The sequence below is a fragment of the uncultured Metabacillus sp. genome, from assembly GCF_947503125.1.
Lineage (GTDB): Bacteria > Bacillota > Bacilli > Bacillales > Bacillaceae > Metabacillus.
Genome location: NZ_CANNCR010000031.1, coordinates 1 through 23,799, shown reverse-complemented (window position 1 = coordinate 23,799; position 23,799 = coordinate 1). Strand labels below are relative to the sequence as shown.

The window sequence follows — 23,799 nt, the reverse complement described above, 5'->3', positions numbered from 1 at the left end:
TAACTCTTCAGCACGATTCTTAACTTGTTAGTGTCATTATAATGTACAAGATTATGTTTGTAAACGCTTCTCTTAAAAATTCTTGACGCAAGATTATTTGAATCGCTGTATTTCTTTCACTGTTACCGCGAATCGGGCAATCTTTTTTGTAACTCATAAGCTGTTGTCGTCTTACCTGACCCAAAGGTTCCGTTTATCCATATAATCAAGTTATCACCCTCATCACTATTGGGAATACCATAATTATACAAAATCCTTTTTCATACGTGTTATACTATTTATGATGAGGGATTACCAAAATGTTATTAGGAGAGTGAAAATGATGGCTAAATCAAAAGCAAGAAAAAACCGGGAAAAGCAGATTCGCGAAGGAAAACTGGATGTAACAATAAAACGTGGCAGCTGGGGGGAATTCAAGCCGTATAACAGACAAACGAAAACAAAAAAAGAGGCATTACATCACATGGAAACAAAACATCGAAAAAAGAACCATTCTCACATAAATTATGACGAGAACGGTTCTTTTCAGTTGTTAAGTAATTTTATGTCTCTATATCTTACTCTCTTGCATGCACCAAATTCTGAACGATCGTATCTTCATCCTTTAGCTTAAAGAGTGGAACGATTAATAAAACCCCAATGAAAAATAAGATCCCTGACAGGATATAAACACCTAATAAAGACATTGGGACTTTTAATACCCCCGAAGCAGACATCCCAATCACCATCATTCCCATAAATAACGGATTCAGAACTCCGTTTACACGCCCAACAAAGGATTCTTCTGTATTTTTCAAGATTAAGGTATTGATCCCAATATGAATGCATGGGAAAAATAAACCGTTAAATACTTGTAATATGATCGTGATGACAATACTAGTCGACCAGCCAATTCCAATAGTGCTAATCATGCTTGCTAGAATACCAATGGCGAGAAGCTTCTGCGGGGAAATCTTTTTAGAAATAGCCATCACCACTCCTCCTCCAATTAACATCCCAGCACCATTTGCCATAAGAAGCCATTGAAGAAAGTCCTTCGTCATTCCAAGGTTTTCAATTGTGACAAAGATCATTAAAGGCTGAATAAGACCTACTGCCAATCCACATACAGCAAAAATCGACCCCATTGATTTAAGAACCTTTTTTGAAAGAACATAACGAAACCCATCAGCAAGCTCCTTCTTGAAATTACTGTCTTCGTCAGCTTTTTCCTTCTCGATATCTTTAGGAAGAAACATAAGCACAATTGCCGAAAGGAAAAACATCGCCCCCATCACACCGATAGAGGTCATGATTCCATACTTCTGATAAACAAATGTTCCAATCATCGGACCGACTACCATAAAAATCGCCATCAATGACTGGAACATCGCCATTACAGTTTGCAACTGCTCGCCGGGCACATGCTGCTTGAATAGTCTCATAGCTGAAGGCATTGAAAACTGAGATAAGATAGCTGACACTAATGTAGCAAAAAAGATCGCCTGCCATGAGCCGTAAATAAGCGTCAATAACACAATTAAAATCGATACCGCAGAAAGTAAATCACACCACACCATGGTCAGCTTTGGCTTCCAGCGATCGGCGAACGTACCTCCAATAAAGGAGAAAATAAAGATCGGCGCAAACTCTGCAACAGAAATCAATGACACATATAACGGATCATTGTTCGTAATATCTGTTACATATAAAAGAATGGCAAAATTCCTAATCCAAATCCCTAACTGCAGCAAGAAGTTTGAGGTCATAATTGCCAGTACAATTCGATTAGCAAATATGTTTCCAACAGGCTGTTTAGGTAAAGCAGCACCTTCATTTCTTTGCATGTCCATTAAACCTACCCTTCAAATTTAATTTCCGTCATTTAGTATTAACTCCAAATGATACGTTAAAGCATGACGTTACGTAAGAGTCAATAGAAATTAGTGCAAATGATCTGATTGGGATCATGTATATGAATAAATTGTTTAAAATTTTTCCCTTATCTACATAAACACCAGCAACAGTATACTGTAAAAAACATCCATATGCAAGAACATTTGTTCTTGACGACAAAAATTTTTTAAACCTTTCTTTATTCGTTGATTTTAAGGTTTTGCCGACATTATATTTGTTACTTCTCTCTGTTTCCATATTGCGATCATGACAACACAATGTTTTTCATAAAGCTAATGATCTATCGCTGAATTATAGCTTGACCCTACCTATAAAAAGTGAGTTACTAAATAAAAAGCCCTTTTCATCGATGATAGACTTTTAACATAATGAGAGTTTCATTTCTTACTCTATTTTATTCAAACGTTTGTTTAAAAAATTTTTTTGAGTTTTAACAAAAAAAGAATCGGAAAACGAACTCATAAGTACGTTCCCCGATCCATTTGATGTTAATAAGTAAATGATTGCAATTTGACTAGTTATTTATAAGCAACTTCCATATTTATCAGCAGTTTTTCAGCGCCTTACCCTGTTTATCAGCGGTTCTCATCATTTTTTCAGCGACTACAGCCAATTTTTCAGCGACTCTCACACGTTTTCAACGACTACGCCAATTTTTCAGCGACTCACACAAGTTTTCACCGCTCTCACAAGTTATTTGAGCACTACACCCAATTCTAGCCATCCCGATACCTGACCCATAACTCCATCTTCACATAATCAAGACCATGAACATTAATACAACTTAAATAAAGCAGCCTTCCCTCATTGCCTTCACCGGACGATAGCTTGGTTCCCACATTGCATCGCGGACAGCTTGTTCAATATTTACTGGTTTTACACGAGCGACACCTTCACGTATAGCGGCTTTTGCGACTTCTATTGCCACTTTTTCCGAGATCGTTCGAAGCTCTTCAACCTTTGGTAATAGAGATGCACCTGGTTGGCTTACATCCATACTGTTTGCGATGGCCTCAGCAGCTGCGATGAACATGCTGTCTGTGATCAGTTGTGCTTGGGTTACCATCGTTCCAAGACCAAGGCCTGGGAATATAAACGCGTTGTTGGATTGTCCAATTGTATAGATCGTGTTGTTGTACGTAACAGGTGCAAATGGACTTCCCGTTGCTACAAGTGCTCGCCCCTCTGTCCAACGAATTAAATCAATCGGTTTTGCCTCAGACAATGAGGTTGGATTTGACATCGGCAAAATGACAGGTCTTCTGACGTGAGATGCCATCTCTTTAACAATCTCTTCGGTAAATGCTCCAGCGACTGTTGAAGTACCAATCAAGATGGTTGGACGAACTTGTCTCACGACCTCCATAAGTCCAATTTCACCATTCGTGCTGTCACGCTTCCAATTCTTCACCTCTTGGATTGGTCGTGCATATGGCTTTTGAGAATGATGCAATGTGATCATATCGTCCGTAAGCAAGCCAAATCGATCGATACACCAAAACCTGCTGTTTGCCTCTTCAGGAGATAAGCCTTCACGCACCATCGCGTCACGGATTTGGTCAGCGATTCCAATTCCAGCAGTGCCAGCTCCAAAAACAACAATTCGGTGTTCATGTAAAGGAATATGTGAGGCACGTACAGCCGCTAATACGGCAGCCAGTGTAACAGCCCCTGTTCCTTGGATATCATCATTAAAAGTACAGACTTTATCACGATATTTGGCTAAAATGCTTCTTGCGTTACTAGTGCTGAAGTCTTCCCAGTGCAATAAGGCGTTTGGAAATAACTTGACTGCTGTTGAAACCACTTTATCAATAAAATCATCATACTGCTCCCCTTCAATGCGCGGATGTCGATTCCCAATATAGAATGGATTATTAAGCAGAGCTTCATTATTTGTTCCAACATCCAAGATAACCGGCATGACACAGCTAGGATCAATGCCTGCTGCAGCCGTATAGACCGCAAGCTTGCCGATCGCAATGTTGATGCCTCCCACACCCCAGTCACCAATTCCTAATATGCCCTCTCCATCAGTGATAACGACTAACTTAATATCACTTGCATAAGCCCCAAAGTTTACAAGTGCTTCTTCAATACTATATGGGTCATGAATAGATAAATAAACCCCGTGAGGACGGCGATATTCATGGCTGTAACGCTGAATGGCCTCTCCAACTGTCGGCGTATAGACGACAGGCATCATTTCACTTAAATGATCGGTGAAAAGTCGATAAAACAAAACAGCATTACGGTCATGCAAAGCAGTCAAATAAATATTCTTACTCAAGTCGGTTGGCTGTGAACGGTATTGCTCATATGCACGTTTAGCCTGTTCCTCCAAAGTTAATACAGCTGGCGGCAAGAGACCAATTAATCCTAATTGTTTTCGCTCCTCCAGCGTGAATGCAACTCCTTTGTTCAACACAGGTGTTGACAATATCTCTGCACCCCGCATAACTGTTTCGAATTCCCCGTTAGGAGTAGAGATAAATTTACACATAAAATACCTTCCTTTTACATCATACTTCTGTTTTTATTGTTGTTATCAAATTAAGGGGATAGCAAAATGCCTCCCCCATGAAAATTTACTCTCGATCAAACAATGCAGCTCCGGAAATTCCCGGTTTTGTCATCTCATAAGGATTTAAAATTAGATCAAGTTCTTCTTCCGTTAATACATCGTACAGCAGGCATAGCTCGCGTACAGATTTCCCTTCTACAATCGCTTCCCTTGCAATACGGGCTGCCACTTCATAGCCAATATGCGGATTAACAGCTGTAATAATCCCGACGCTCTTATCCACATATTGTTTTAGAAGCTCTTCGTTTGCTTCAATATTTATTAGACAATAGTCTGTAAAGGAGCGGAACGCATTGTTCATAATGCTGATCGATTGAAGCAGGTTAAAAACAAGCACAGGCTCCATAACATTTAGCTCAAGCTGGCCAGCCTCAGATGCCAGGCAGATGGTATGGTCATTGCCGATGACTTGAAAGGCTACCTGGTTAATCATTTCAGCCATCACCGGATTTACTTTTCCTGGCATAATCGATGAGCCAGGCTGGCGTGCTGGTAATGTGATTTCACTTAAACCAGCACGTGGACCGGATGCCATTAATCGTAAGTCATTTGCAATTTTAGACATATTCATCATACATACCTTCAACGCGGCAGAGACTTCTGTATAGGCATCTGTGTTTTGTGTTGCATCAACAAGATGCTCTGCTCCAACAAGCGGAAGCCCGCTAATATCAGCCAAATGCTTAACAACACGTTCAATATAGCGTGGATCAGCATTTAATCCTGTACCCACCGCTGTTGCTCCCATATTTACTTCATATAAATGCTGACGTGATTGTTTGATTCGTTTAATATCACGTTCTAACACCCGGCTATATGCTTCAAACTCCTGACCAAGACGAATCGGCACCGCATCTTGTAGATGCGTCCGGCCCATTTTAATGACATGATCAAATTGTTTCGCCTTTTTCTTAAAGACAACAAGCATATCCTCCATCGTCTTTAACAATTTTTCAAGTAAGTTAAGGGTAGCGATATGAATTGCCGTCGGAAATACATCGTTTGTTGATTGTGACATGTTTACATGAGTGTTAGGACTTAATTGAAGAACATAGTCCCCCTTCTCTTTTCCAAGCAATTCAAGTGCACGGTTAGCAATGACTTCATTCGCATTCATATTCATCGATGTACCTGCACCGCCCTGGATGGGATCAACGATAAATTGATCATGCCATTTTCCTTTGATCACTTCATCAGCCGCTTGAACAATCACGAGACCAAGTCCCTCGTACAATCGTTTCGTATCCATATTGGCTAAAGCAGCTGCTTTTTTTACGATGGCCAACGCTTTTATTAATTCTTCATGAATACGATAACCTGTTATCGGAAAGTTCTCGACTGCACGCAATGTTTGGATCCCATAATATGCATCCGCAGGTACTTCTTTTGATCCTAAGAAGTCCTTTTCAATCCGAACATGTTGCTTACTATTGATTATTGACATGGTGTTCCCTCCATCAAGATTCTTTGACTCGCGATCAGCCACGTTTTCTTAGGTTTAGGCTGCATTTGACTGTTTTATTGAAAGAACGTATTTATTCGCTTGTTCTTGGTCAAATTCACCTTCCCACTTGGACATAACAATCGCCGCTAATGAGTTCCCCATTACATTAACCGCTGTTCTCACCATATCTAAAATACGGTCGATACCGGCAATAAACGCCAACCCTTCTAATGGCAGTCCCATTGAACCAAGAGTGGTTAAGATAACAACAAATGACGCACCTGGAACGCCTGCCATTCCTTTGGACGTTAACATTAAGACAAGTAATAAAGTTACTTGCTGTGCTATAGACAAATCGATACCATATATTTGTGCCACGAAAAGGGCAGCAAGTGCCTGATAGATCGATGAACCATCTAAATTAAACGTATACCCTGTTGGAATAACAAAAGAAGTAATCGATTTAGGACACCCGAATTTCTCCATCTTTTCCATAATTCTTGGTAAAACAGATTCTGAACTTGCCGTTGAAAATGCTAAAATCAGTTCGTCTTTTAACACTTTGATAAGCACGAAAATGCTTGTTCCAGACATTTTTGCGATAATGCCAAGAACAACGAACACAAAAAAGAACATCGTCACATAAACAGCTAACACTAGTTTCCCTAAAGGAATTAATGTGGCGAGACCAAATTTAGCTACGGTAACCCCAATTAGCGCAAACACACCAAACGGCGCAAATTTCATCACTTGGTTCGTCACCCAAAACATCGCTTCTAATACACCTTCAAAAAAGCTTAGAACAGGCTTTCCTTTGTCTCCTATTGCCGCAATTCCCAAGCCAAAAAGGACTGAGAAAAAGATAATTGGCAATAGGTCACCTTGGGCCATAGATTCAAAAACGTTTTTCGGAACAATATGGACAATCGTTTCTGCAAATCCCTTGCTTTCAGCCTCTTTTGTGGTTTCTTCATATTGGGAGATATCACTTTTTTCAAGATTACTTGTATCCAATCCAGTCCCAGGGTGAAACAAGTTTGCTGCCAGCAAGCCAATCGCAATGGCGATCGTGGTGACAATCTCAAAATAGAGAAGCGTCTTCCCTCCCAGTTTTCCTAGCTTTTTAATATCGCCAACTCCTGCTATTGAAACGACTAATGCAGCAATGACGATTGGTACTACAATCATCTTAATTAAATGAATAAAAATGTCGCCAATCGGTACCATAATGGCCATAGCTGTTTCATTACCATGAAAGACAGCCCCGACTGCAATACCTAATATAAGTGCAACAAATATTTGTGTGGCTAACCCAAACTTTTTCAATAAAATTCCTCCTCGTATCTTTATTTGTTAACGCTTTCAAACTCGTGATTATTATTAGTTTATATTCCGCCCTACGGAAACCTACTGAAACCTACGAAAACCTACAAGAACAAATAGGAAAATAAAATATCTCTATGAAAACCCTTTTCACTTTTTAGCTATTTCAGTACAATGTGTAATGTTTTTATTTAGTCATTCGGGAGGGACCGTCTTGAAAGAACGTACATGGTTTTTATTATTAATGATGATCACGGTGCCTTTAGCCGGTGAATTTAAGTTTTATCCATTTGATGATACATTCAGAGTTAGTTTGGGGACACCAGTCTTTTTCTTGTTTTTATTATGGGGAAAGAGAGTGCACGCGATTCTTGCAGGCATTTTAACAGGAACGAGCGTGTTTGCTCTTCGATTTTTTCTAGCCGTTGGTTTAAGAGACATATCACTTGAAGAAGCGTTGTATCTTCATCTCCCCGCCTTTTCCTATTACGTCATTTACGCGGTCCTTTTTCATTGGTGGAAGATGAACGAACGGCATGATCAACCATTTATGATTGGAATCTTAGGGGTAGCTATTGAGATAATGGCAAGCTTATCGGAGATGTTGCTACGTTCCTCCCTGGTCTATAATGAGGACATATCTTTGCTTGAGACCCGGCAGCTTGTGATCATTGCCTTTATCCGAAGCTTTTTTGTTCTTGGTTTTTTTAATATTTTCAAGCTGAGGGAAGCAAAATTAGCAGAGGAAGAGCAGCGCCGTCAAACGGAAAAAATGCTGCTTTTTATTTCAAACTTGTATGAAGAATCGGTCCAATTGAAAAAAACGATGCAAAACGCGGAAGAAATCACTGGCATGTGTTATGATTTTTATCGGCGGTTAAAATCACAGGAAGCAAACGGAAAAGAGGCGCAAACAGCGCTGCAGATTGCCGGTCTTGTGCATGAGATTAAAAAAGATAATCAGCGGATTTATGCAGGATTATCAGAACTGATGTCATCTGAAAGCCTCCAGGATTATATGGAAATCGAACAACTAAGTAACATCATGATTGTGTCCAATAGACGCTATGCAGAGTCCCTTGGCAAAGATGTTTCTTTTTCCTTGCATATAGATGGCGATCACTCTCCTTATCATGTATTTATGGTTTTATCATTAATCAATAATTTATTGGCCAATTCTGTGGAAGCCATTAAAGAAGAGGGTTACGTATCATTGGTTGTGAAAAGAAAGGATCAATATGTGGAATTTTCTGTCAGTGACAATGGACCTGGCATTGCACCTAAGCTTAAGGAAGTCATTTTTACAGAAGGATTTACAACAAAGTTTGATTCAATTGGAAACTCTTCAACAGGGATTGGTTTATCCTATGTGAAACAAACAGTCGAAAAATGGGGTGGCCAAATTAGGCTTATGCTAAGCGAAAAAGAAACCACCTTTATCATTGAGCTTCCAATATGTGCGTTGATAGAGAAAGGATGTATAAGATGAATTACTTTATTATCGATGACGACCCCGCCATTCGAGCGATGCTGACAGAAATCATTGAAGACGAAGATTTAGGGACTGTGGTAGGTGAAGCTGAGGACGGATCATTAGTAGACAATGGCTTGCTAACATTAAAAAAAGTGAATGTAGTTTTAATTGATTTGCTTATGCCAATACGAGATGGAATTGAAACAATCCAAGCTCTTGCTGATGGGTTTCAAGGGAAATTTGTGATGATTTCGCAAATCGAAGCAAAGGAATTGATTGGCGAAGCTTATAGTTTGGGGGCGGAATATTACATTACAAAACCTCTAAACCATCGTGAAATTACAAGCATATTAAAAAAAGTAAACGAGCGGGTGCTGTTAGAACAATCGATACGAGGTATACAAGAGTCGTTAAGCTTATTTACAGGCCACCCTCAGTCCGCGTTCATCCCCTTCCCTCATTCAAAAAGTATCATGGAAGCGGGACGTTCCTTAATTACCGATCTAGGGATGATTGGTGAAGGCGGCAGCGAGGATTTGCTTAAAATCATTACATTTCTCCAAAAGGAAAAAGAAAGACTCGGTTCTGCCTATGCCTTTCCATCTTTAAAGGACATTTTTGCTAGTATTGCTGCGAAAAAGCTGGGAGCTCAAGCGAAAGAAGCTGAAATCCTGAAAGAAATGAAAGCCTCTGAGCAGCGTGTCCGCCGTGCTCTTTACCAGGCGCTTATCCATATTGCTTCATTGGGATTAACAGACTATACGAATCCTAAATTTGAAGCCTATGCTTCTACCTTTTTTGATTTCTCAGAAGTGCGAAAAAAAATGCTCGAACTAGAAGACAAAAGTAAAACAGCAAACAGCCAGAGCCGCATTAATATGAAAAAGTTTATCCAAGCATTGTTCATGGAAGCAACAAAGCTGACCGATTCATGATGCCATCTTCACAAACTTAATCAATAATCAAATGATCGATCTCGACAAAGTCCTTGCTGTCTCGAAATGTGCCGGCAGAGACACCGACTACTTTGCGGAACACTTTGTTGAAATAGTTGGCATTTGCATAGCCAACTTGGGCAGCAATGTCTGTAACCGTGAGGCTTGTTGAGCGAAGCAGCTCCGCAGCCTTTTGAATTCTGACTTTTGTCAGGTATTGAACAGGTGTCATATTCAGCTGCTGTTGAAACTGTTTGATAAAGTAATACCTTGAATAGCCGGATATAGCAGCGATTTCATCAAGCGTAATCGGTTCATGATAATGTGTTTGGATAAAGGATAAAGCTTTCGTAATTTGAAGCGAAAACTCTTGTGCTGTTTTTTCAATATTCCTTGTAAAACGGTAACACTCCATAATAAACTCATATGCTTTTGCTGAAGCAACGTATGCGTCTGTAATCTTTTGCTCATATGTGTCATGATAGTTTCTCAGCAACAGCTGAATCAGCTTGGAATCTGGAGGAATTTTCAAAACCGGGCCGCTCTGTTCGTTTATAAACCGCCAACAAGCGGCAGCTTCGTTTCCCACAAGTGTGATAAAGACAAATTCCCACTCTTCACTATCCGTTGGCAAATAATAGCGATGATCACTAGGAATCTCGACGATGAATGCTTCCCCAGCTTCTAACGAATAGCTTTTCCCATTTTTATCGAGCCTGCCCACTCCTGACAGCGTATATTGAAACACATATGTACCAATATCTTTGCGCTTTAATCCGTGCCAATCATAAACCTCACCAAACATTCTCTTTTCCCGGCCGATTACCGAAATATTTGCCACATCATTAGGAAGTGCTTCATGAAAGCGAAAACCGTATGTTCCATAATCATTCCCTTTTGTTTTACGATTAGAAAAAGACAATATTCTACCCCCAAATCACACTAACTTACCATTGAAGTTAGATTGTAAACGTTTTACCATAATTATAACAATAAAAAATACAAAGTTGAATAAGAGATGCCACTCTATTTTCCAAAGCAATTTTTTATCCTTTGTTTAAAATAGACAGTCTCTGTTTCACTTTATTGGGAGGTACTTTTATGTCAAAAATTACGTTTATCGGAGCTGGAAGCACAGTTTTTGCCAAAAATGTTCTAGGTGATTGTATGTTTGTCCCAGCTTTAGCCGGGTTCGAATTCGCTTTATTTGATATTGATGAGCAACGCTTAAAGGATTCCGAAAGCATGCTAAATAACTTAAAGCAAAGCTTAAAGGCAAATGTAGTTGTTAAAGCCTATACAGATCGTAAGGAAGCCTTAAGAGAAGCAAAATATGTGATTAATGCCATTCAAGTCGGAGGCTATAAACCAAGTACAGTAATCGACTTTGAAATCCCTAAAAAATACGGGCTCCGCCAAACAATTGCCGACACAATTGGAATCGGCGGCATTTTCCGTTCACTTCGCACCATTCCGGTTATGTGGGATTTTGCCAAAGATATCGAAGAGGTTTGTCCAGATGCTCTGTTATTAAACTATACAAATCCAATGGCCACATTAACAGGAGCAATGCTGCGCTATACAAATGTCAAAACAGTTGGATTATGCCACAGTGTACAGGTTTGCAGCGAGCACCTGCTCAAGTCTTTAGGTATGGATCATGAAGGTATCGAAGAAAAAATCGCTGGTATTAATCATATGGCCTGGCTCCTTGAAATCAAGCGTGACGGTAAAGATTTATATCCGGAAATTAAACGTCGTGCAAGAGAAAAACAACTAACTAAGCATGATGATATGGTCCGCTTTGAACTAATGGATAAGTTCGGTTATTATGTAACCGAGTCATCTGAGCATAATGCGGAATATCATCCATACTTCATTAAACGTCATTATCCGGAGCTCATAGAGAAATACAATATCCCTCTTGATGAGTACCCGCGCCGTTGCGTTGACCAAATTGAACGCTGGGAAAAAATGCGTGACGAGATTGTTAACAATGCACAGCTTACTCATCAACGTTCACATGAATATGGATCCCGAATCATTGAAGCGATTGAGACAAATGTTCCATTTAAATTCGGCGGAAATATTCTTAATACAGGACGATTAATTAGCAACTTACCGGAAAAAGCAGTTGTGGAAGTGTCCTGTGTTGCTGATCGCAGCGGCATCACACCATGCTATGTAGGAGATCTACCAGAGCAATTAGCAGCACTTAACAGAACAAATATTAATACACAGCTTCTAACTATTGAAGCAGCGGTAACAAAAAAGAGGGAACACATCTATCAAGCAGCGATGCTTGACCCTCATACAGCGGCTGAATTATCGCTCGACGACATCGTTGCATTGTGCGATGAATTAATTGAAGCACACGGTGACTGGATTCCAAAATTCGAAGAACGTAAAACCGTTTCTTTTTCGTAATAGGGACTGTCCGAAAAGTAAATTTTCAACCCAATCTTGAAAAAAGAAAACCCAAGAATGCTGTTATATCAACATTCTTGGGTTTTAAATCTTGGGTTATATTACATTAAAATGGACTTTTTAGACAGCCCCATAATCATTAAAATAAACAATCTCCGAAAGAAATTTATCACCTTTTATCTTACAAAAAGCCTCCTTGGCTTCTTTTTCCGTATCAAATTCGTACATTGTCATCTTTTTATTGAAAAAGGTTGTAATGACCCACATGATAGCTCCTCCCAACTTATCCTCACCTTAGTTTTATTCTAAATGTTTATCTTTCTTTCTAGAAAAATATGACTCAAGCTAACTTTGAAGTAAAATCGTAATTTTTCTTCGTATAGACATAGCCTTCTAAAATCATCCGTGCTGTACGCACGACCTTGATTGCGCTAATATTTCCTGCGATTAAATCAACCTTAGTTTCCATGATCCCAGCAGGATGTGCTAAACGGACCACTTCTTTCTTTACACTGATTATGTCAGATACGATTGTCTCTTTTAAAAATGCTCCTGCTGTTGTACAAATGGCGCCGGTTATCGCTAATGCTTGATGAGGTTTTTGCATAGATATCATTCTGATCGTACTGTCCATATCTGCAGCCTTTCTTTCAACACCTGTCACATCGATAAAATCTTGAGGAGGAGCGATAATGGTCATCTTCGGGACAGCGGGTGATTTTTGTGTTGCCTCATCCTTGGTAGAAAATTGACACATCTCGGCTGCTATAGACCTGATTTCCTCCAGTTCATTTAACTTCTCTGTTGTCAGTTCATGGGGCTGCTCAGTACCTGTTAAACCAACATTATGAGCATGAACAAAAACGAGCGGGTTAGCCACGTCAATAATCGAAATATTGATAGGTCCTTTAGGAGATTGAATGACATCAATAGGATTACCAGTAGGAAATAGTTTTCCCGTTACTGCCCCTTCTGCTCTTGTGAATGAAAGATAAATAGGGGAACCAGTACCAGGAACACCAGGAATTGAACACATACCCTCCGTTTTCACTTGGCCATTTTCTACCTCTACCTCAGCAATAATCACCTTTTGTGTATTGGTATTAAATATTCTCACTCTTGTAATAGGCTCAATCGCGGGAACCATGCCCTGTTCAATAGCATAAGGGCCAACAGCAGAGGAAATATTTCCACAGTTTCCTTTAAAATCTACTAATTGATTTTCGATGCTTACTTGGGCAAATGTATATTCTACATCGATCTCTTCCAGATCAGATTTTTTGATAATGGCTGCTTTACTTGTTAATGAATTTGCTCCACCAAGCCCGTCAATTTGTCTTTGATCAGGACTTCCCATAATATCCAACAAAAATTCTTCCCAAAGTAGACGGTCTGATGGCATATCATCAAAATTAAGAAACACAGCCTTGCTCGTTCCACCACGCATAACAACAACAGGCACTCTCATCTTCTTAACCACCTTTTCTGATTCACTTTTTAAAAGTACCGGTGCTTTTAAAAATATAGTATGATAGGAATGATCATAAGTAAAATAGATATTTTATTAGAAAAACACAAAAAAATATTTATAATTAGTAGACAGGAGCTGAGCCTGATGGATGAGAAAGACTGGAATGCAATCCGAATTTTATATCAAGAGAAAAATATTAGCCGTGCGTCAGAACGATTATATATTTCTCAGCCGGCATTAACATACCGTCTAAAAAATTTAGAAAAGGAGTTTGGCACAAAACTGTTTTTTAAAATTAAAGGGGGCATTGAATTTACTTCAGAAGGCTTACATTTAGTTGAGTATTCAGAAGAAATGATCAAAAAATTGCAAAAAACAAAAGATTTTATGGTTAATATGCAAAATGAGGTTAGAGGAACATTAAGGTTAGGCGTTTCAAGTAACTTTGCACAATATAAGCTGCCAAAGATCTTGAAAAGTTTTTCAACGAAGTTTCCAAATGTACAGTTTAATATAAATACAGGCTGGAGTACGGATATTTTAAATCTTCTTACCACCGATACGGTACAATTAGGCATCCTGCGCGGAAATTACGAATGGTATAGAAAAAGAACGTTATTGCACAAGGAGAAACTATGTTTAATTTCAAAAAAAGAAATTGATATAGGAAATTTACCTGCCCTCCCATTTATTAATTACAAAACAGATAACACGTTAAAAGCGCTTATTAACGGATGGTGGCATGACAGATTTTCTGAGCCCCCCTTCATCATGATGGAAACAGATCGATTAGAAACCTGTAAAGAAATGGTGAAAAATGATTTAGGGATCGCCATTGTGCCTCAAATTTGTTTACAACCTTCAGATAACCTGCAAATCAAAGAATTATTTTATAACAATGGGGAACCAGTATTTAGATCTACATGGTTAATGTATAATCAAGATTCATTAAAACTATCAACGGTTAAAAACTTCATCGATTTTTTAAATGAACATCCCAATATTTAAAGAATAGAGGAATGACAAATATTCCTCTTCTTAACATAGTGATTATAATTTTTTTTTTAGAAATCCGTTAAAAAATATATATTTTACTTATCTTTTTGTTTGTAATATTCTAAAAACACGAAATATTGTTAAATACATGTTGATGGGATTTGTAAAACAACTATTTATGAAAGCGATTTCTTTGTTAGGAGGGGATTTATATTCTTACTTTTTTAGGAATTTCAATGGTTGTCGTTTTTACGTATTTGATTATGGCTAAAAAATTATCACCTGTTACAGCACTTGTTATTGTGCCAATCGTCTTTGCCATTATTGGCGGGTTTGGCTTAGAGCTAGGGAAAATGATGCTAGATGGACTAAAGGAAGTTGCTCCTTCAGCCGCCTTACTATTGTTTGCAATTATGTTTTTTGGCATTTTAATTGATGCAGGCTTATTCGATCCATTAATTAATCAAATGATGAAGTTTGTAAAAGGTGATCCTCTTAAAATTGCAATTGGAACAGCGCTCATCGCCATGACTGTTGCATTAGATGGTGATGGTACGACAACACATATGATCACGATTTCTGCTATGCTTGCTCTTTATCTTCGAATTGGTATGAATCCGCTTATTCTCGCAACGATTTCTTTGCTGTCTGTCAGCATTATGAGCGGGATGACACCGTGGGGAGGACCGGCAACAAGAGCGATTGCTTCTTTAGGTCTTGATGCGAATGAGTTTTTCCCCCCGCTATTACCTACAATGCTATCAGGGATGGGCTGTATTCTGTTTATCGCCTTTGTTCTTGGTAAAAAAGAAAGAGCACGGATTGGTGTGATCAATGTTGAAGATATTTCACCACAATCGCTAGAGCTAAGCGAAGCTGCTGCAGCCTATTCACTTCAAGAAGATACAAAACGCCCAAAACTAAGATGGGTAAATCTCTTGTTAACTGTAGCTGTTATGGTTGTATTAGTGATGGGATTAATATCTGCTCCGGTCCTCTTTCTAATTGGATTTGTAATCGCCGCCATGATTAACTATCCAAATTTAGAACAACAAAAAGAACGGATTTTAGCACACGCACCGAATGCACTAACTGTTGTTATCCTAGTGTTTGCTGCTGGTATTTTCTCAGGGATTTTTTCTGGAACAAAAATGGTCGACGCTATTTCAAATGCCTTGGTGTCGATCATCCCAGAGTCGGTAGGTTCCTTCTTCCCTTTAGTTGTTGCCTTAACAAGCATGCCATTTACGTTTGTTTTATCCAATGACGCTTATTACTTTGGTGTGCTGCCTATTCTAGCTGAAGCAGGAGCAGCTTATGGGGTAAGCCCCTTAGAAATTGCCAGAGCATCTGTATTAGGGCAGCCTGTGCATTTTTTAAGTCCGCTTGTTGCTTCCACTCTTTTACTAGTAGGAATGGTTAAAACAGATATCGGCGAATTCCAACGATATGCGTTTAAATGGACTCTTCTCTGTTCATTGGTCATCATTGCTGTAGCTTTTGTAACAAGTGCTATTAGCTAATACCAAATAAAATTTCAAGGGCTGTCTAGAAACCATCGCTGATTCTCTGGTTTTAAGACAGCCCTATATAAATAGTTTAGCTCTCTTTATCCTTTGATAAATGGTCACTAACCTCTACAATGACCTTCACAATTGTTTTTGCGAGATTCATGACGGTAAACAAACGGGTATCATTTAAAAATTGAGAAGTTGGTAAAGGATCTATATAATTAACAATCCCTACGAAATGATAATCCCCTACCTCAGGAAGCATCTTTTCGACTGCTTTTCCTGGAAGTAATGGCCCTTCTTTAAATAGGACATAACCTACATGATTTTCCTTGCCAATCGCGGCATCAATGCTAAAAATAAGCGACTTTTTAAATTGCTTCTTAATCTCTTTTACGATCCCTTTTAAATTAAATGCATGTACGGGTTCTTCTAGCGTTCCGTAAACACGAAAAGGAACTTGGTTTTCTTTAAGCATTGTCCCTACTAAGGGACCTAAAGAGTCGCCCACATAACGATCAGATCCTATACATAAAAAAACCACATCTTTTTCATCACATGAGGAATCTTCGATAATTTCTTTGATTTTAAGTGCTAATCTTGCGATATCTTTTTCCTCTGTCCTATCATTGGATTTTATCTGATAGGAATATGTTTTTTGCGTCTTTTTTTCTTTATCATGGTAAAAAGCGCACACGGTGATCACCCTTAGTTTTATTTTCCCGCCATCTATAAAAATCAATATTTAAATCATTATAATTTTTTTATGAAGAATTGAAAACCACAAAACTATGCTGATTGATACGAATGAGCCTTCTTTTTCAACTCCATGTAGTTTAAAAATCTGAAGAAAGGAGGGAGAATTAAACAAACAGCGACTATTCTAAGCACTTGTACGGTTACGACAAATGTGAAGTCACCCTTCAAAACAAAAGCAGTAGTCGTCATCTCCGCAATGCCACCAGGTGCAAATGCCAATCCTGCAGTAAGGAATGATAGATTGGTTACCAACGAAACAAAATAGGCACATAGAAACATAGACATAATTAAACTTATTGTACTTAATGTTGAAATAATCAATGTTCTATTTATTCCGATAAACATTTTTTTATGAAAACGAGACCCGATGCTAGCTCCGATAAATATTTGTGATAAGATAATGAGGCTTTGTGGCCACCAGGCTACTAAATTACTATTTGTCAATAAAGTGCTAATGAAATTGACCGCAGCAACACCAATCATACTTCCAATTAGCCAAGGTGCCGGAAATTTTAGAAGCTTTCCTATATAATGACCAATCCAAGCTGCAAACACAAACAAGCTTGTAATAGCAAGCTGGTTTAATTCAAATTTTGTTAGTTCAGCAGCAGCCGTATCGGTAAATACATGAATCTCAGAATGGTCATACAAAAAGGACATCATAACAGGGACCGTTATGATTATCAGGAATACACGCATAGCCTGAATGATACTCACAATGCCTGTGTTAGCTCCAACCTCTTCCGCAATCCCAGGTATGGAAGAAAGACCTCCAGGTGCAGTAGCAAAAAAGCTAGTTAACATATCTAACTTGCTCCACTTCCATAAAATAAGTCCCGAGAGTAAAGAAAAAACGACAGATAGTATAAGCATAATCGTAATAATTGACCAATTCTCATAAAAAATGCTTACAACCGAACGATTTACTTTCTGACCTAACTCGATTCCTAACATACACTGCCCAATATATAACCATTGTTTTTGAATACCTTTCTCATTTGCAGGTACATGCAAAACCTTTGGATGCAGAATTGATAGAAAAGCTGCTGTAAGGAGTGTTCCAATCATCCATCCAATCGGGAGGCCTGTTAAAGAGAGCAAAAATCCCCCTGCTCCACTCAGTATTACAAACCATACATATGGAAAAAACTCCATTATTTTTTTCATCTTAGATCCTTCTTTCTATTTACTTATCAACAGCTCATTCAATAAGAATCTTTATTCGTTATCTCAAATATAGTATAATTTCAGAGATAAATAAAATATTAAATAATTATCGTTATCCATAAACAATCTTGATAGCTAAAGGGGAGGTTTTTCTGTTGGATGAACGAGACTGGCTGGTTTTGCAAACCCTCTATAACGAAAAAAACATTACAAAGGCTGCTCAGCATTTGTATATTTCTCAGCCGGCATTGACAAATCGTTTACAACAATTAGAAAAGGAATTTGGTGTAAAAATCGTAAATAGGGGAAGACGTGGAGTACAATTTACACCCCAAGGGGAGTATTTAGCAAAAAGTGCACATGAAATGCTATTAAACATCCAAAAAATAAAGGAAAACGTCCTAAATATGGAAAATAATATAACTGGCACATTACGATTGGGCGTATCTAACTTTTTTACTGATTACATGCTTCCCAACCTTTTAAAGCTTTTTAAAGAAAAGTACCCTGATATTGAATTTAAAGTTACAACAGGGTTTAGCAGTGATATTGCTCATTTAATTCACAATCAAGATGTTCATATTGGCATTATTAAAGGGGACTTTAGTTGGAAGGATCAACGGCATTTATTATTTGAAGAGACCATTTGCATTGCTTCGAAGCATAAGATCGATATACAAAACCTTCCAAATCTGCCACGAATCGTTTACCATACTGACCCATTGTTAAAGAATTTGATTGATCATTGGTGGTCTGAGCATTTTACCCAGCCACCCCTTATCAGCATCGAAGTCGATAAAGCAGACACCTGCAAAAAGATGGTGATCAACGGACTAGGCTATGGCATCCTCCCAAGCATGATTTTAAATGATCGCCAGGATGTTTACCGCACCGATATTAAAACGGTTGACGGAAAACCGATCGCCCGTAAAACATGGATGTATTACCATAAGGATTCATTGAAATTAAACATCGTCAAGGCATTTGTTGATTTTGTTGAACATGAATTTAACGGATAGCAAGGTTAAGAGGCAGTTTCAATAGGGTCTGACCCATTGCTTTGAAACTGCCTCTTTCGTTTTAGAGTTTTGAAGGCCCCATTTTCTCTAGTGTGTATTGTGCCGCAGCTGTTCCTGCTAATTTTCCAAAAACCGCTCCTGACATTAACCCAGAACCGCCTGGGTAATTTTTGTAGAAGATCCCTCCAACCATTTCACCTGCAGCATAAAGCCCGGCAATCGGATTTGCTTCTTTGTTTAAAACGGCTCCTTCTGGATTAACCTGTAATCCGCCAAAAGCAAAGGTAATACCACAGGTTACCGGGTAGGCATAATAAGGAGCTTGGTCGATTCGCAATGCCCAGTTTGTCTTAGGAGGAGTAATACCAACTGTACCCTTTCCGTCCTTCACTGTTGGGTTATACTCACCTTCTTGAACAGCAGCATTATATTCTGATATCGTTTTTAAAAATTGAGCTTTATCTACTGCCATCAATTCGGCTAGCTCTTCAAGGCTATTCGCTTTATAATAAGTAGCTTCCTCAAGATTGTATTCTTTTCGCAGCATAGGGCGTACTTGAGCGTCAAAGAGCTGAAAAGCAATCTGACCCGGCTGTTTTAAAATTTCACGGCCATATTTGGCATAAGTGTAATTCCGAAAGTCAGCCCCTTCATCAACAAACCGGTTTCCATCCTTGTTAATCAAAAGACCAAGTGGAAATGAGGATTTTTTAAAGATATCACCAGGCTTGTTAAAGTCACCAAACTTAGGAGCGTTATAATCTGTACCGATGGAATGACAACCAGTCCATCCAAACTCACCATATTTTTGTGTGCCGACTGCTAAAGCCATTGTAATTCCGTCTCCAGTATTGAATTCTGTCCCCCTTACAATCGCCGCTTCCCATTCTTCTCCAAGATGCTCACTTCGCATTTTCTTGTTCGCTTCAAAGCTTCCGCATGCTAAAATGACACTTGTTGTATGGATCGTTATTAATTTTTGATCCTTTTCCACTTTAATGCCGTTAATATAATCCTGATCCATAACTAACTCAATGGCACGTGAATCATACCAGATGTCGACACCGATATCTTCCGCTCTTTTAAAAAGACTTTTTATCAAACCAACACCCTTGTCTTTTGTTTTAATTGGGAGTCCGCCCCAAAAATGACGTTTACCGGCTTGCTCAAAGGATTGATTTTCAACATTCAATTCAAATTCAATACCTTGATCACGCATCCATATAATCGTTTCATACGATTTTGTAATCAGCTGATTCGCTAATTTAGAATCACTTTTTCCTTCCGTTACCCGCATGAGGTCATCATAAAAATCAGCTTGTGTATATTCAGGCATCACAATTCTCTCTGCTTCTCCTTCTGTGATGTCAGGGATGATCTTTCGAATTTCATCCAAATTATTGTAGGCGACCCGAATCGCTCCGTCTGTAAAAAATGAATTTCCCCCACGTTTTTCAATAGGCCCCCGCTCTAAAACAAGAACCTTAGCACCCTTTTCCCTTGCCGCAATCGCCGCACATAAAGCAGCATTTCCTGCCCCAACCACTACAACATCATAATTTTGTCCAAACATGTTACCCCTCCTATGAAATTTTTGTTTCATTACATTCATAGTAAGGGAACAAGAGGAATTAATAAAATATTGATCTTTTATTATATTTCATAACCATACTTTATGGCTAAAGTGTACTCAATATGGAAGTACTACTCCCACTCTTCAAAAGATAAATTTGTAGGCTCATCTAATAAATCTCCCGAGATATCAATATTCGTTGTTGGTGTTTGCTTATCTACTTCCTCAAATTTTAGTTCATCAATCCATACTTGCCCATTACCTGATAGCAAAACGCCAAACGCAATGACCGCACTATTTTCAGGTACATCTAAAACAATGTGATAATGATTCCACTCTGTACTTCCTACAATCGGGCGGTCACCCATATTATCAAATTGCAGCACATCATGAAGGGCGTCATCTACCCGCATCCAAAATCCACAAAAACCATTCACATTTTCCGATTTCAAAAATCCAGAAAGCTTTAATCTTTTGCCCAGGTACTTATCTGCTTTAAACTCCTGCATCATTGTTGCAAATTCGCCATGAGATTGGACAGTAACAGAATTTAAGAATCCAGATGCTTTTCCTTTATGGAAAATTTCGCGATCAATACCCATCTGATAGTTAAATGGATGACTTCCACTTAGTTTCCACCCTTTTAATAACTGTTCATTTTTCATTATGATTTCCTCCCTTTGGAATGTTAATCTCCCCATGATTTTGCGGTATTTTCCTGGCGGTAATTGATAATATTTTTTAAATGAGCGAGTAAATGATTCTTGTGTTTCAAAGCGATAATAGATGGCAATATCAATTATCTTTTCATCTGTATAAAGGAGCATGTTAGCTGAATTCGCAATTCTTCTGTATCGGATATATTCAGAAGCTGTGACGCCAACCTCTTTTTGAAAAATCCGATGATAATGATACTTTGAAAAGCCAGCAAACTGAGCAATGCTTTCTAAAGATAGCTCTTCATGTAAATTCTCCTCTATATACTCAATCGTCTTTTGAATAATGGGACTGTAGCTCATTTCTTGTACCTCCTTATAAGTAAGATATCAAAAGTTTACATTGCCTTTTTTGACATATATTGCTTTTTTACCTTTTAGCGAAAATAAGTAACAGCAAAAGAGAGATGGCTCAATTTTGTTTACAGTTGATGTCATTTAGAAACTTTTAATAATTTGCTAGAAATGTCTCTAAAGAATGCACTGATAAACAATGTTTCTCCTAATCATTTTATAATTACTTTCTATCTGCTTTAAAACGGTTAGATAAAGATAATGAAGATTTATGTCTTATTTTGTCAGAAGATTATTTAGGTTTCTATTTGATTTTCCATTTTTTATAATGTTAATATATTTATGTAAGCGCATTAATCGTTTTCAAACATCACGAAATACATAGATTACTATTTTTGAGGAGGGTTTTATGAGTCAAATAACAGCAGGTCTAAATGAAAAGGTAGATAGGTTTTTGAGCGGAAAGAAAAAGCTTTATATTAATGGTGAATTTGTAGAAAGCAAATCGCAAAAAACTTTTGATACTTACAATCCGGCTACTGGAGAAGTATTAGCCAGTGTGTATGAATCAGGTGTAGAAGATATTGATCTGGCTGTAAAAGCTGCCCGTAAAGCCTTTGATGAAGGACCATGGTCCAAAATGAGTGCTTCTGATCGAAGCCGTCTTATGTATAAGCTTGCTGATCTAATGGAAGAAAACAGTCAGGAACTTGCTCAGTTAGAAACGTTAGATAATGGTAAGCCAATTCGTGAAACGACCAATGCAGACATTCCTTTGGCAATTGAACATATGCGTTATTATGCAGGCTGGTCTACCAAGATTGTTGGACAAACTATACCTGTTAATGGACCATTCTTTAACTATACACGCCATGAGGCTGTAGGAGTAGTTGGACAAATTATCCCTTGGAACTTCCCTTTACTTATGGCAATGTGGAAGCTTGGAGCTGCTCTGGCAACTGGCTGTACAGTTGTACTAAAACCAGCTGAACAAACACCTTTATCAGCTTTATATTTAGCTGAATTACTAGAAGAAGCAGGTTTCCCGCCTGGTGTGGTAAATATTGTGCCTGGGTTTGGAGAAACAGCAGGTCAGCCGCTAGTTGACCACCCATTAGTTGATAAGATTGCTTTCACTGGTTCCACTGAAGTAGGGAAGCAAATCATGTCTAATGCTTCCAAAACACTGAAGCGGGTTACACTTGAACTTGGCGGCAAGTCACCGAACATCATTCTGCCTGATGCCGATTTAACTAAAGCGATCCCAGGTGCACTTAACGGTGTTATGTTCAATCAAGGTCAGGTTTGTTGTGCAGGTTCCCGTGTATTTATTCAGAAGAAGCAATTTGATAATGTAGTAGCTGATATGGCTTCCCATGCAAATAAAATTAAACAAGGTGCCGGAATCCATGCTGATACAGAAATTGGTCCACTTGTTTCTGCTGAACAGCAAAATCGTGTACTTGGCTATATTGAGAAAGGATTAAATGAAGGTGCCCAACTTGTAGCAGGGGGAAATAAGCCGCAAGAACAAGGTTACTTCGTCTCCCCTACGATCTTCGCAGATGTGAGAGATGAAATGACCATTGCAAAGGAAGAAATCTTTGGACCGGTAATATCAGCTATGCCATATGAGGATTTAGATGAATTAATTGATCGTGCTAACAATAGTGAATATGGACTTGCAGCTGGTGTGTGGACACAGGATGTGGCCAAAGCACACTATATCGCCAACAAGCTTCGTGCAGGAACTGTTTGGGTTAACTGCTACAATGCTTTTGATGCTGCATCTCCGTTCGGCGGATATAAACAATCGGGTATCGGTCGTGAAATGGGCTCCTATGCACTTAATAACTACACAGAAGTGAAGAGTGTCTGGATCTCAATGAATTAAAATTTTAATATCCCTATATCCAAAATAGATTGTAATTTTAAGAAGCTTCCAAAAAAGCCAAACCCATTTGATTCTTAAGGGTTTGGCTTTTGTTTGTTTTTCATCGATTATAATGTTCAATAATAATAAAGTTCTTTACTTTTAATAGTATAAGGCCGCATTTTTTCTACTAAAAAATGCGGCCTTTCAAAAAAATAGTTATTTACTATTCCTTTCAATATAAAAGTAGGAAGATAAATTGTTATTGCCATCCCAAAATGACCAAAAGTTGACGGTATTGCCTGTCCAGAATTAGACGATTATAATGTCCATATAT

General features: G+C 38.5%; 19 protein-coding genes. 8 read left to right on the top strand and 11 right to left on the bottom strand.

The genetic code is table 11. The features are described from left to right. The first annotated feature begins 319 nt into the window (after nucleotides 1-319). Nucleotides 320-613, top strand: coding sequence for a hypothetical protein (locus Q1B07_RS17530; RefSeq protein ID WP_299833174.1), 294 nt, complete (start codon nucleotides 320-322; stop codon nucleotides 611-613). On the opposite strand, the gene Q1B07_RS17525 is transcribed toward Q1B07_RS17530, so the two are convergent. The 4 genes from Q1B07_RS17525 to Q1B07_RS17510 all read right to left on the bottom strand — a co-directional run bounded on the left by Q1B07_RS17525 (nucleotide 558) and on the right by Q1B07_RS17510 (nucleotide 7,250). After that, on the bottom strand, nucleotides 558-1,748 hold the full coding sequence (locus tag Q1B07_RS17525) for an MFS transporter (protein WP_299092639.1): 1,191 nt from the start codon (nucleotides 1,746-1,748) through the stop codon (nucleotides 558-560). The genes Q1B07_RS17530 and Q1B07_RS17525 overlap by 56 nt on opposite strands. A gap of 932 nt (nucleotides 1,749-2,680) precedes the next feature. Next, nucleotides 2,681-4,399, bottom strand: a complete 1,719-nt coding sequence (locus Q1B07_RS17520) for an NAD-dependent malic enzyme (RefSeq protein WP_299092612.1) — start codon at nucleotides 4,397-4,399, stop codon at nucleotides 2,681-2,683. An 85-nt stretch (nucleotides 4,400-4,484) separates the two neighbouring features. Further along, complete coding sequence (gene aspA, locus Q1B07_RS17515; protein ID WP_299092638.1) at nucleotides 4,485-5,918, bottom strand: aspartate ammonia-lyase; 1,434 nt, start codon at nucleotides 5,916-5,918, stop codon at nucleotides 4,485-4,487. A gap of 60 nt (nucleotides 5,919-5,978) precedes the next feature. Continuing rightward, on the bottom strand, nucleotides 5,979-7,250 hold the full coding sequence (locus tag Q1B07_RS17510) for a cation:dicarboxylase symporter family transporter (RefSeq protein WP_299092610.1): 1,272 nt from the start codon (nucleotides 7,248-7,250) through the stop codon (nucleotides 5,979-5,981). A gap of 211 nt (nucleotides 7,251-7,461) precedes the next feature. Between Q1B07_RS17510 and Q1B07_RS17505 the strand changes: the two genes are divergently transcribed. Together Q1B07_RS17505 and Q1B07_RS17500 are read left to right on the top strand one after the other, a co-directional pair. After that, nucleotides 7,462-8,736: a sensor histidine kinase gene (locus Q1B07_RS17505; RefSeq protein WP_299092609.1), complete on the top strand. Its 1,275-nt coding sequence runs from the start codon at nucleotides 7,462-7,464 to the stop codon at nucleotides 8,734-8,736. Next, the gene (locus Q1B07_RS17500; protein WP_299092608.1) at nucleotides 8,733-9,656 is read left to right on the top strand and encodes a response regulator; all 924 of its coding nucleotides are present in this window, start codon (nucleotides 8,733-8,735) and stop codon (nucleotides 9,654-9,656) included. Before Q1B07_RS17505 ends, Q1B07_RS17500 begins: the two co-directional genes overlap by 4 nt. Before the next feature lie 16 nt (nucleotides 9,657-9,672). Here the strand turns inward: Q1B07_RS17500 and Q1B07_RS17495 are convergent, their stop codons facing one another. Further along, a complete protein-coding gene (locus Q1B07_RS17495; protein WP_299092607.1) occupies nucleotides 9,673-10,578 on the bottom strand; it encodes an AraC family transcriptional regulator in 906 nt (301 codons plus the stop codon). A gap of 179 nt (nucleotides 10,579-10,757) precedes the next feature. Between Q1B07_RS17495 and Q1B07_RS17490 the strand changes: the two genes are divergently transcribed. Then, a complete protein-coding gene (locus Q1B07_RS17490; RefSeq protein WP_299092606.1) occupies nucleotides 10,758-12,083 on the top strand; it encodes an alpha-glucosidase/alpha-galactosidase in 1,326 nt (441 codons plus the stop codon). Nucleotides 12,084-12,203: 120 nt separating this feature from the next. Here the strand turns inward: Q1B07_RS17490 and Q1B07_RS17485 are convergent, their stop codons facing one another. Together Q1B07_RS17485 and Q1B07_RS17480 are read right to left on the bottom strand one after the other, a co-directional pair. Next, complete coding sequence (locus tag Q1B07_RS17485; protein ID WP_299092605.1) at nucleotides 12,204-12,350, bottom strand: hypothetical protein; 147 nt, start codon at nucleotides 12,348-12,350, stop codon at nucleotides 12,204-12,206. Between the two features lie 73 nt (nucleotides 12,351-12,423). Continuing rightward, nucleotides 12,424-13,551 (bottom strand): PrpF domain-containing protein, encoded by a 1,128-nt coding sequence (locus Q1B07_RS17480; RefSeq protein WP_299092604.1) that lies wholly within the window; start codon nucleotides 13,549-13,551, stop codon nucleotides 12,424-12,426. A gap of 147 nt (nucleotides 13,552-13,698) precedes the next feature. On the opposite strand from Q1B07_RS17480, the gene Q1B07_RS17475 reads away from it, so the two are divergent. Beyond that, nucleotides 13,699-14,562 carry a LysR family transcriptional regulator gene (locus Q1B07_RS17475; protein ID WP_299092603.1) on the top strand — a complete coding sequence of 288 codons (864 nt, stop codon included), beginning with the start codon at nucleotides 13,699-13,701 and terminating at the stop codon, nucleotides 14,560-14,562. Nucleotides 14,563-14,762: 200 nt separating this feature from the next. After that, nucleotides 14,763-16,073 (top strand): citrate:proton symporter, encoded by a 1,311-nt coding sequence (locus Q1B07_RS17470; RefSeq protein ID WP_299092637.1) that lies wholly within the window; start codon nucleotides 14,763-14,765, stop codon nucleotides 16,071-16,073. Nucleotides 16,074-16,149: 76 nt separating this feature from the next. Here the strand turns inward: Q1B07_RS17470 and yyaC are convergent, their stop codons facing one another. Then, nucleotides 16,150-16,758, bottom strand: a complete 609-nt coding sequence (gene yyaC / locus Q1B07_RS17465) for a spore protease YyaC (protein WP_299092602.1) — start codon at nucleotides 16,756-16,758, stop codon at nucleotides 16,150-16,152. A 92-nt stretch (nucleotides 16,759-16,850) separates the two neighbouring features. After that, complete coding sequence (locus tag Q1B07_RS17460; RefSeq protein ID WP_299092601.1) at nucleotides 16,851-17,987, bottom strand: AbrB family transcriptional regulator; 1,137 nt, start codon at nucleotides 17,985-17,987, stop codon at nucleotides 16,851-16,853. 155 nt (nucleotides 17,988-18,142) lie between these two features. On the opposite strand from Q1B07_RS17460, the gene Q1B07_RS17455 reads away from it, so the two are divergent. Further along, entirely contained in the window at nucleotides 18,143-19,006 is an 864-nt protein-coding gene (locus Q1B07_RS17455) for a LysR family transcriptional regulator (RefSeq protein ID WP_299092599.1), read from the top strand. A 61-nt stretch (nucleotides 19,007-19,067) separates the two neighbouring features. On the opposite strand, the gene tcuA is transcribed toward Q1B07_RS17455, so the two are convergent. Further along, nucleotides 19,068-20,579, bottom strand: a complete 1,512-nt coding sequence (gene tcuA / locus Q1B07_RS17450) for an FAD-dependent tricarballylate dehydrogenase TcuA (protein WP_299092597.1) — start codon at nucleotides 20,577-20,579, stop codon at nucleotides 19,068-19,070. A gap of 131 nt (nucleotides 20,580-20,710) precedes the next feature. Beyond that, nucleotides 20,711-21,598: an AraC family transcriptional regulator gene (locus tag Q1B07_RS17445; RefSeq protein ID WP_299092596.1), complete on the bottom strand. Its 888-nt coding sequence runs from the start codon at nucleotides 21,596-21,598 to the stop codon at nucleotides 20,711-20,713. A gap of 400 nt (nucleotides 21,599-21,998) precedes the next feature. On the opposite strand from Q1B07_RS17445, the gene Q1B07_RS17440 reads away from it, so the two are divergent. Then, entirely contained in the window at nucleotides 21,999-23,483 is a 1,485-nt protein-coding gene (locus Q1B07_RS17440; protein ID WP_299092595.1) for an aldehyde dehydrogenase family protein, read from the top strand. The last annotated feature ends 316 nt before the right edge of the window (nucleotides 23,484-23,799 follow it).

Bases quoted from the DNA above. Each gene is read 5' to 3' on its own strand.
- Q1B07_RS17530 (WP_299833174.1), top strand. From the start codon at position 320: ATGATGGCTAAATCAAAAGCAAGAAAAAACCGGGAAAAGCAGATTCGC.
- Q1B07_RS17525 (WP_299092639.1), bottom strand. From the start codon at position 1,748: ATGACCTCAAACTTCTTGCTGCAGTTAGGGATTTGGATTAGGAATTTT.
- Q1B07_RS17520 (WP_299092612.1), bottom strand. From the start codon at position 4,399: ATGTGTAAATTTATCTCTACTCCTAACGGGGAATTCGAAACAGTTATG.
- Q1B07_RS17500 (WP_299092608.1), top strand. From the start codon at position 8,733: ATGAATTACTTTATTATCGATGACGACCCCGCCATTCGAGCGATGCTG.
- Q1B07_RS17490 (WP_299092606.1), top strand. From the start codon at position 10,758: ATGTCAAAAATTACGTTTATCGGAGCTGGAAGCACAGTTTTTGCCAAA.
- Q1B07_RS17485 (WP_299092605.1), bottom strand. From the start codon at position 12,350: ATGTGGGTCATTACAACCTTTTTCAATAAAAAGATGACAATGTACGAA.
- Q1B07_RS17480 (WP_299092604.1), bottom strand. From the start codon at position 13,551: ATGAGAGTGCCTGTTGTTGTTATGCGTGGTGGAACGAGCAAGGCTGTG.
- Q1B07_RS17475 (WP_299092603.1), top strand. From the start codon at position 13,699: ATGGATGAGAAAGACTGGAATGCAATCCGAATTTTATATCAAGAGAAA.
- Q1B07_RS17460 (WP_299092601.1), bottom strand. From the start codon at position 17,987: ATGAAAAAAATAATGGAGTTTTTTCCATATGTATGGTTTGTAATACTG.
- tcuA (WP_299092597.1), bottom strand. From the start codon at position 20,579: ATGTTTGGACAAAATTATGATGTTGTAGTGGTTGGGGCAGGAAATGCT.
- Q1B07_RS17445 (WP_299092596.1), bottom strand. From the start codon at position 21,598: ATGAGCTACAGTCCCATTATTCAAAAGACGATTGAGTATATAGAGGAG.
- Q1B07_RS17440 (WP_299092595.1), top strand. From the start codon at position 21,999: ATGAGTCAAATAACAGCAGGTCTAAATGAAAAGGTAGATAGGTTTTTG.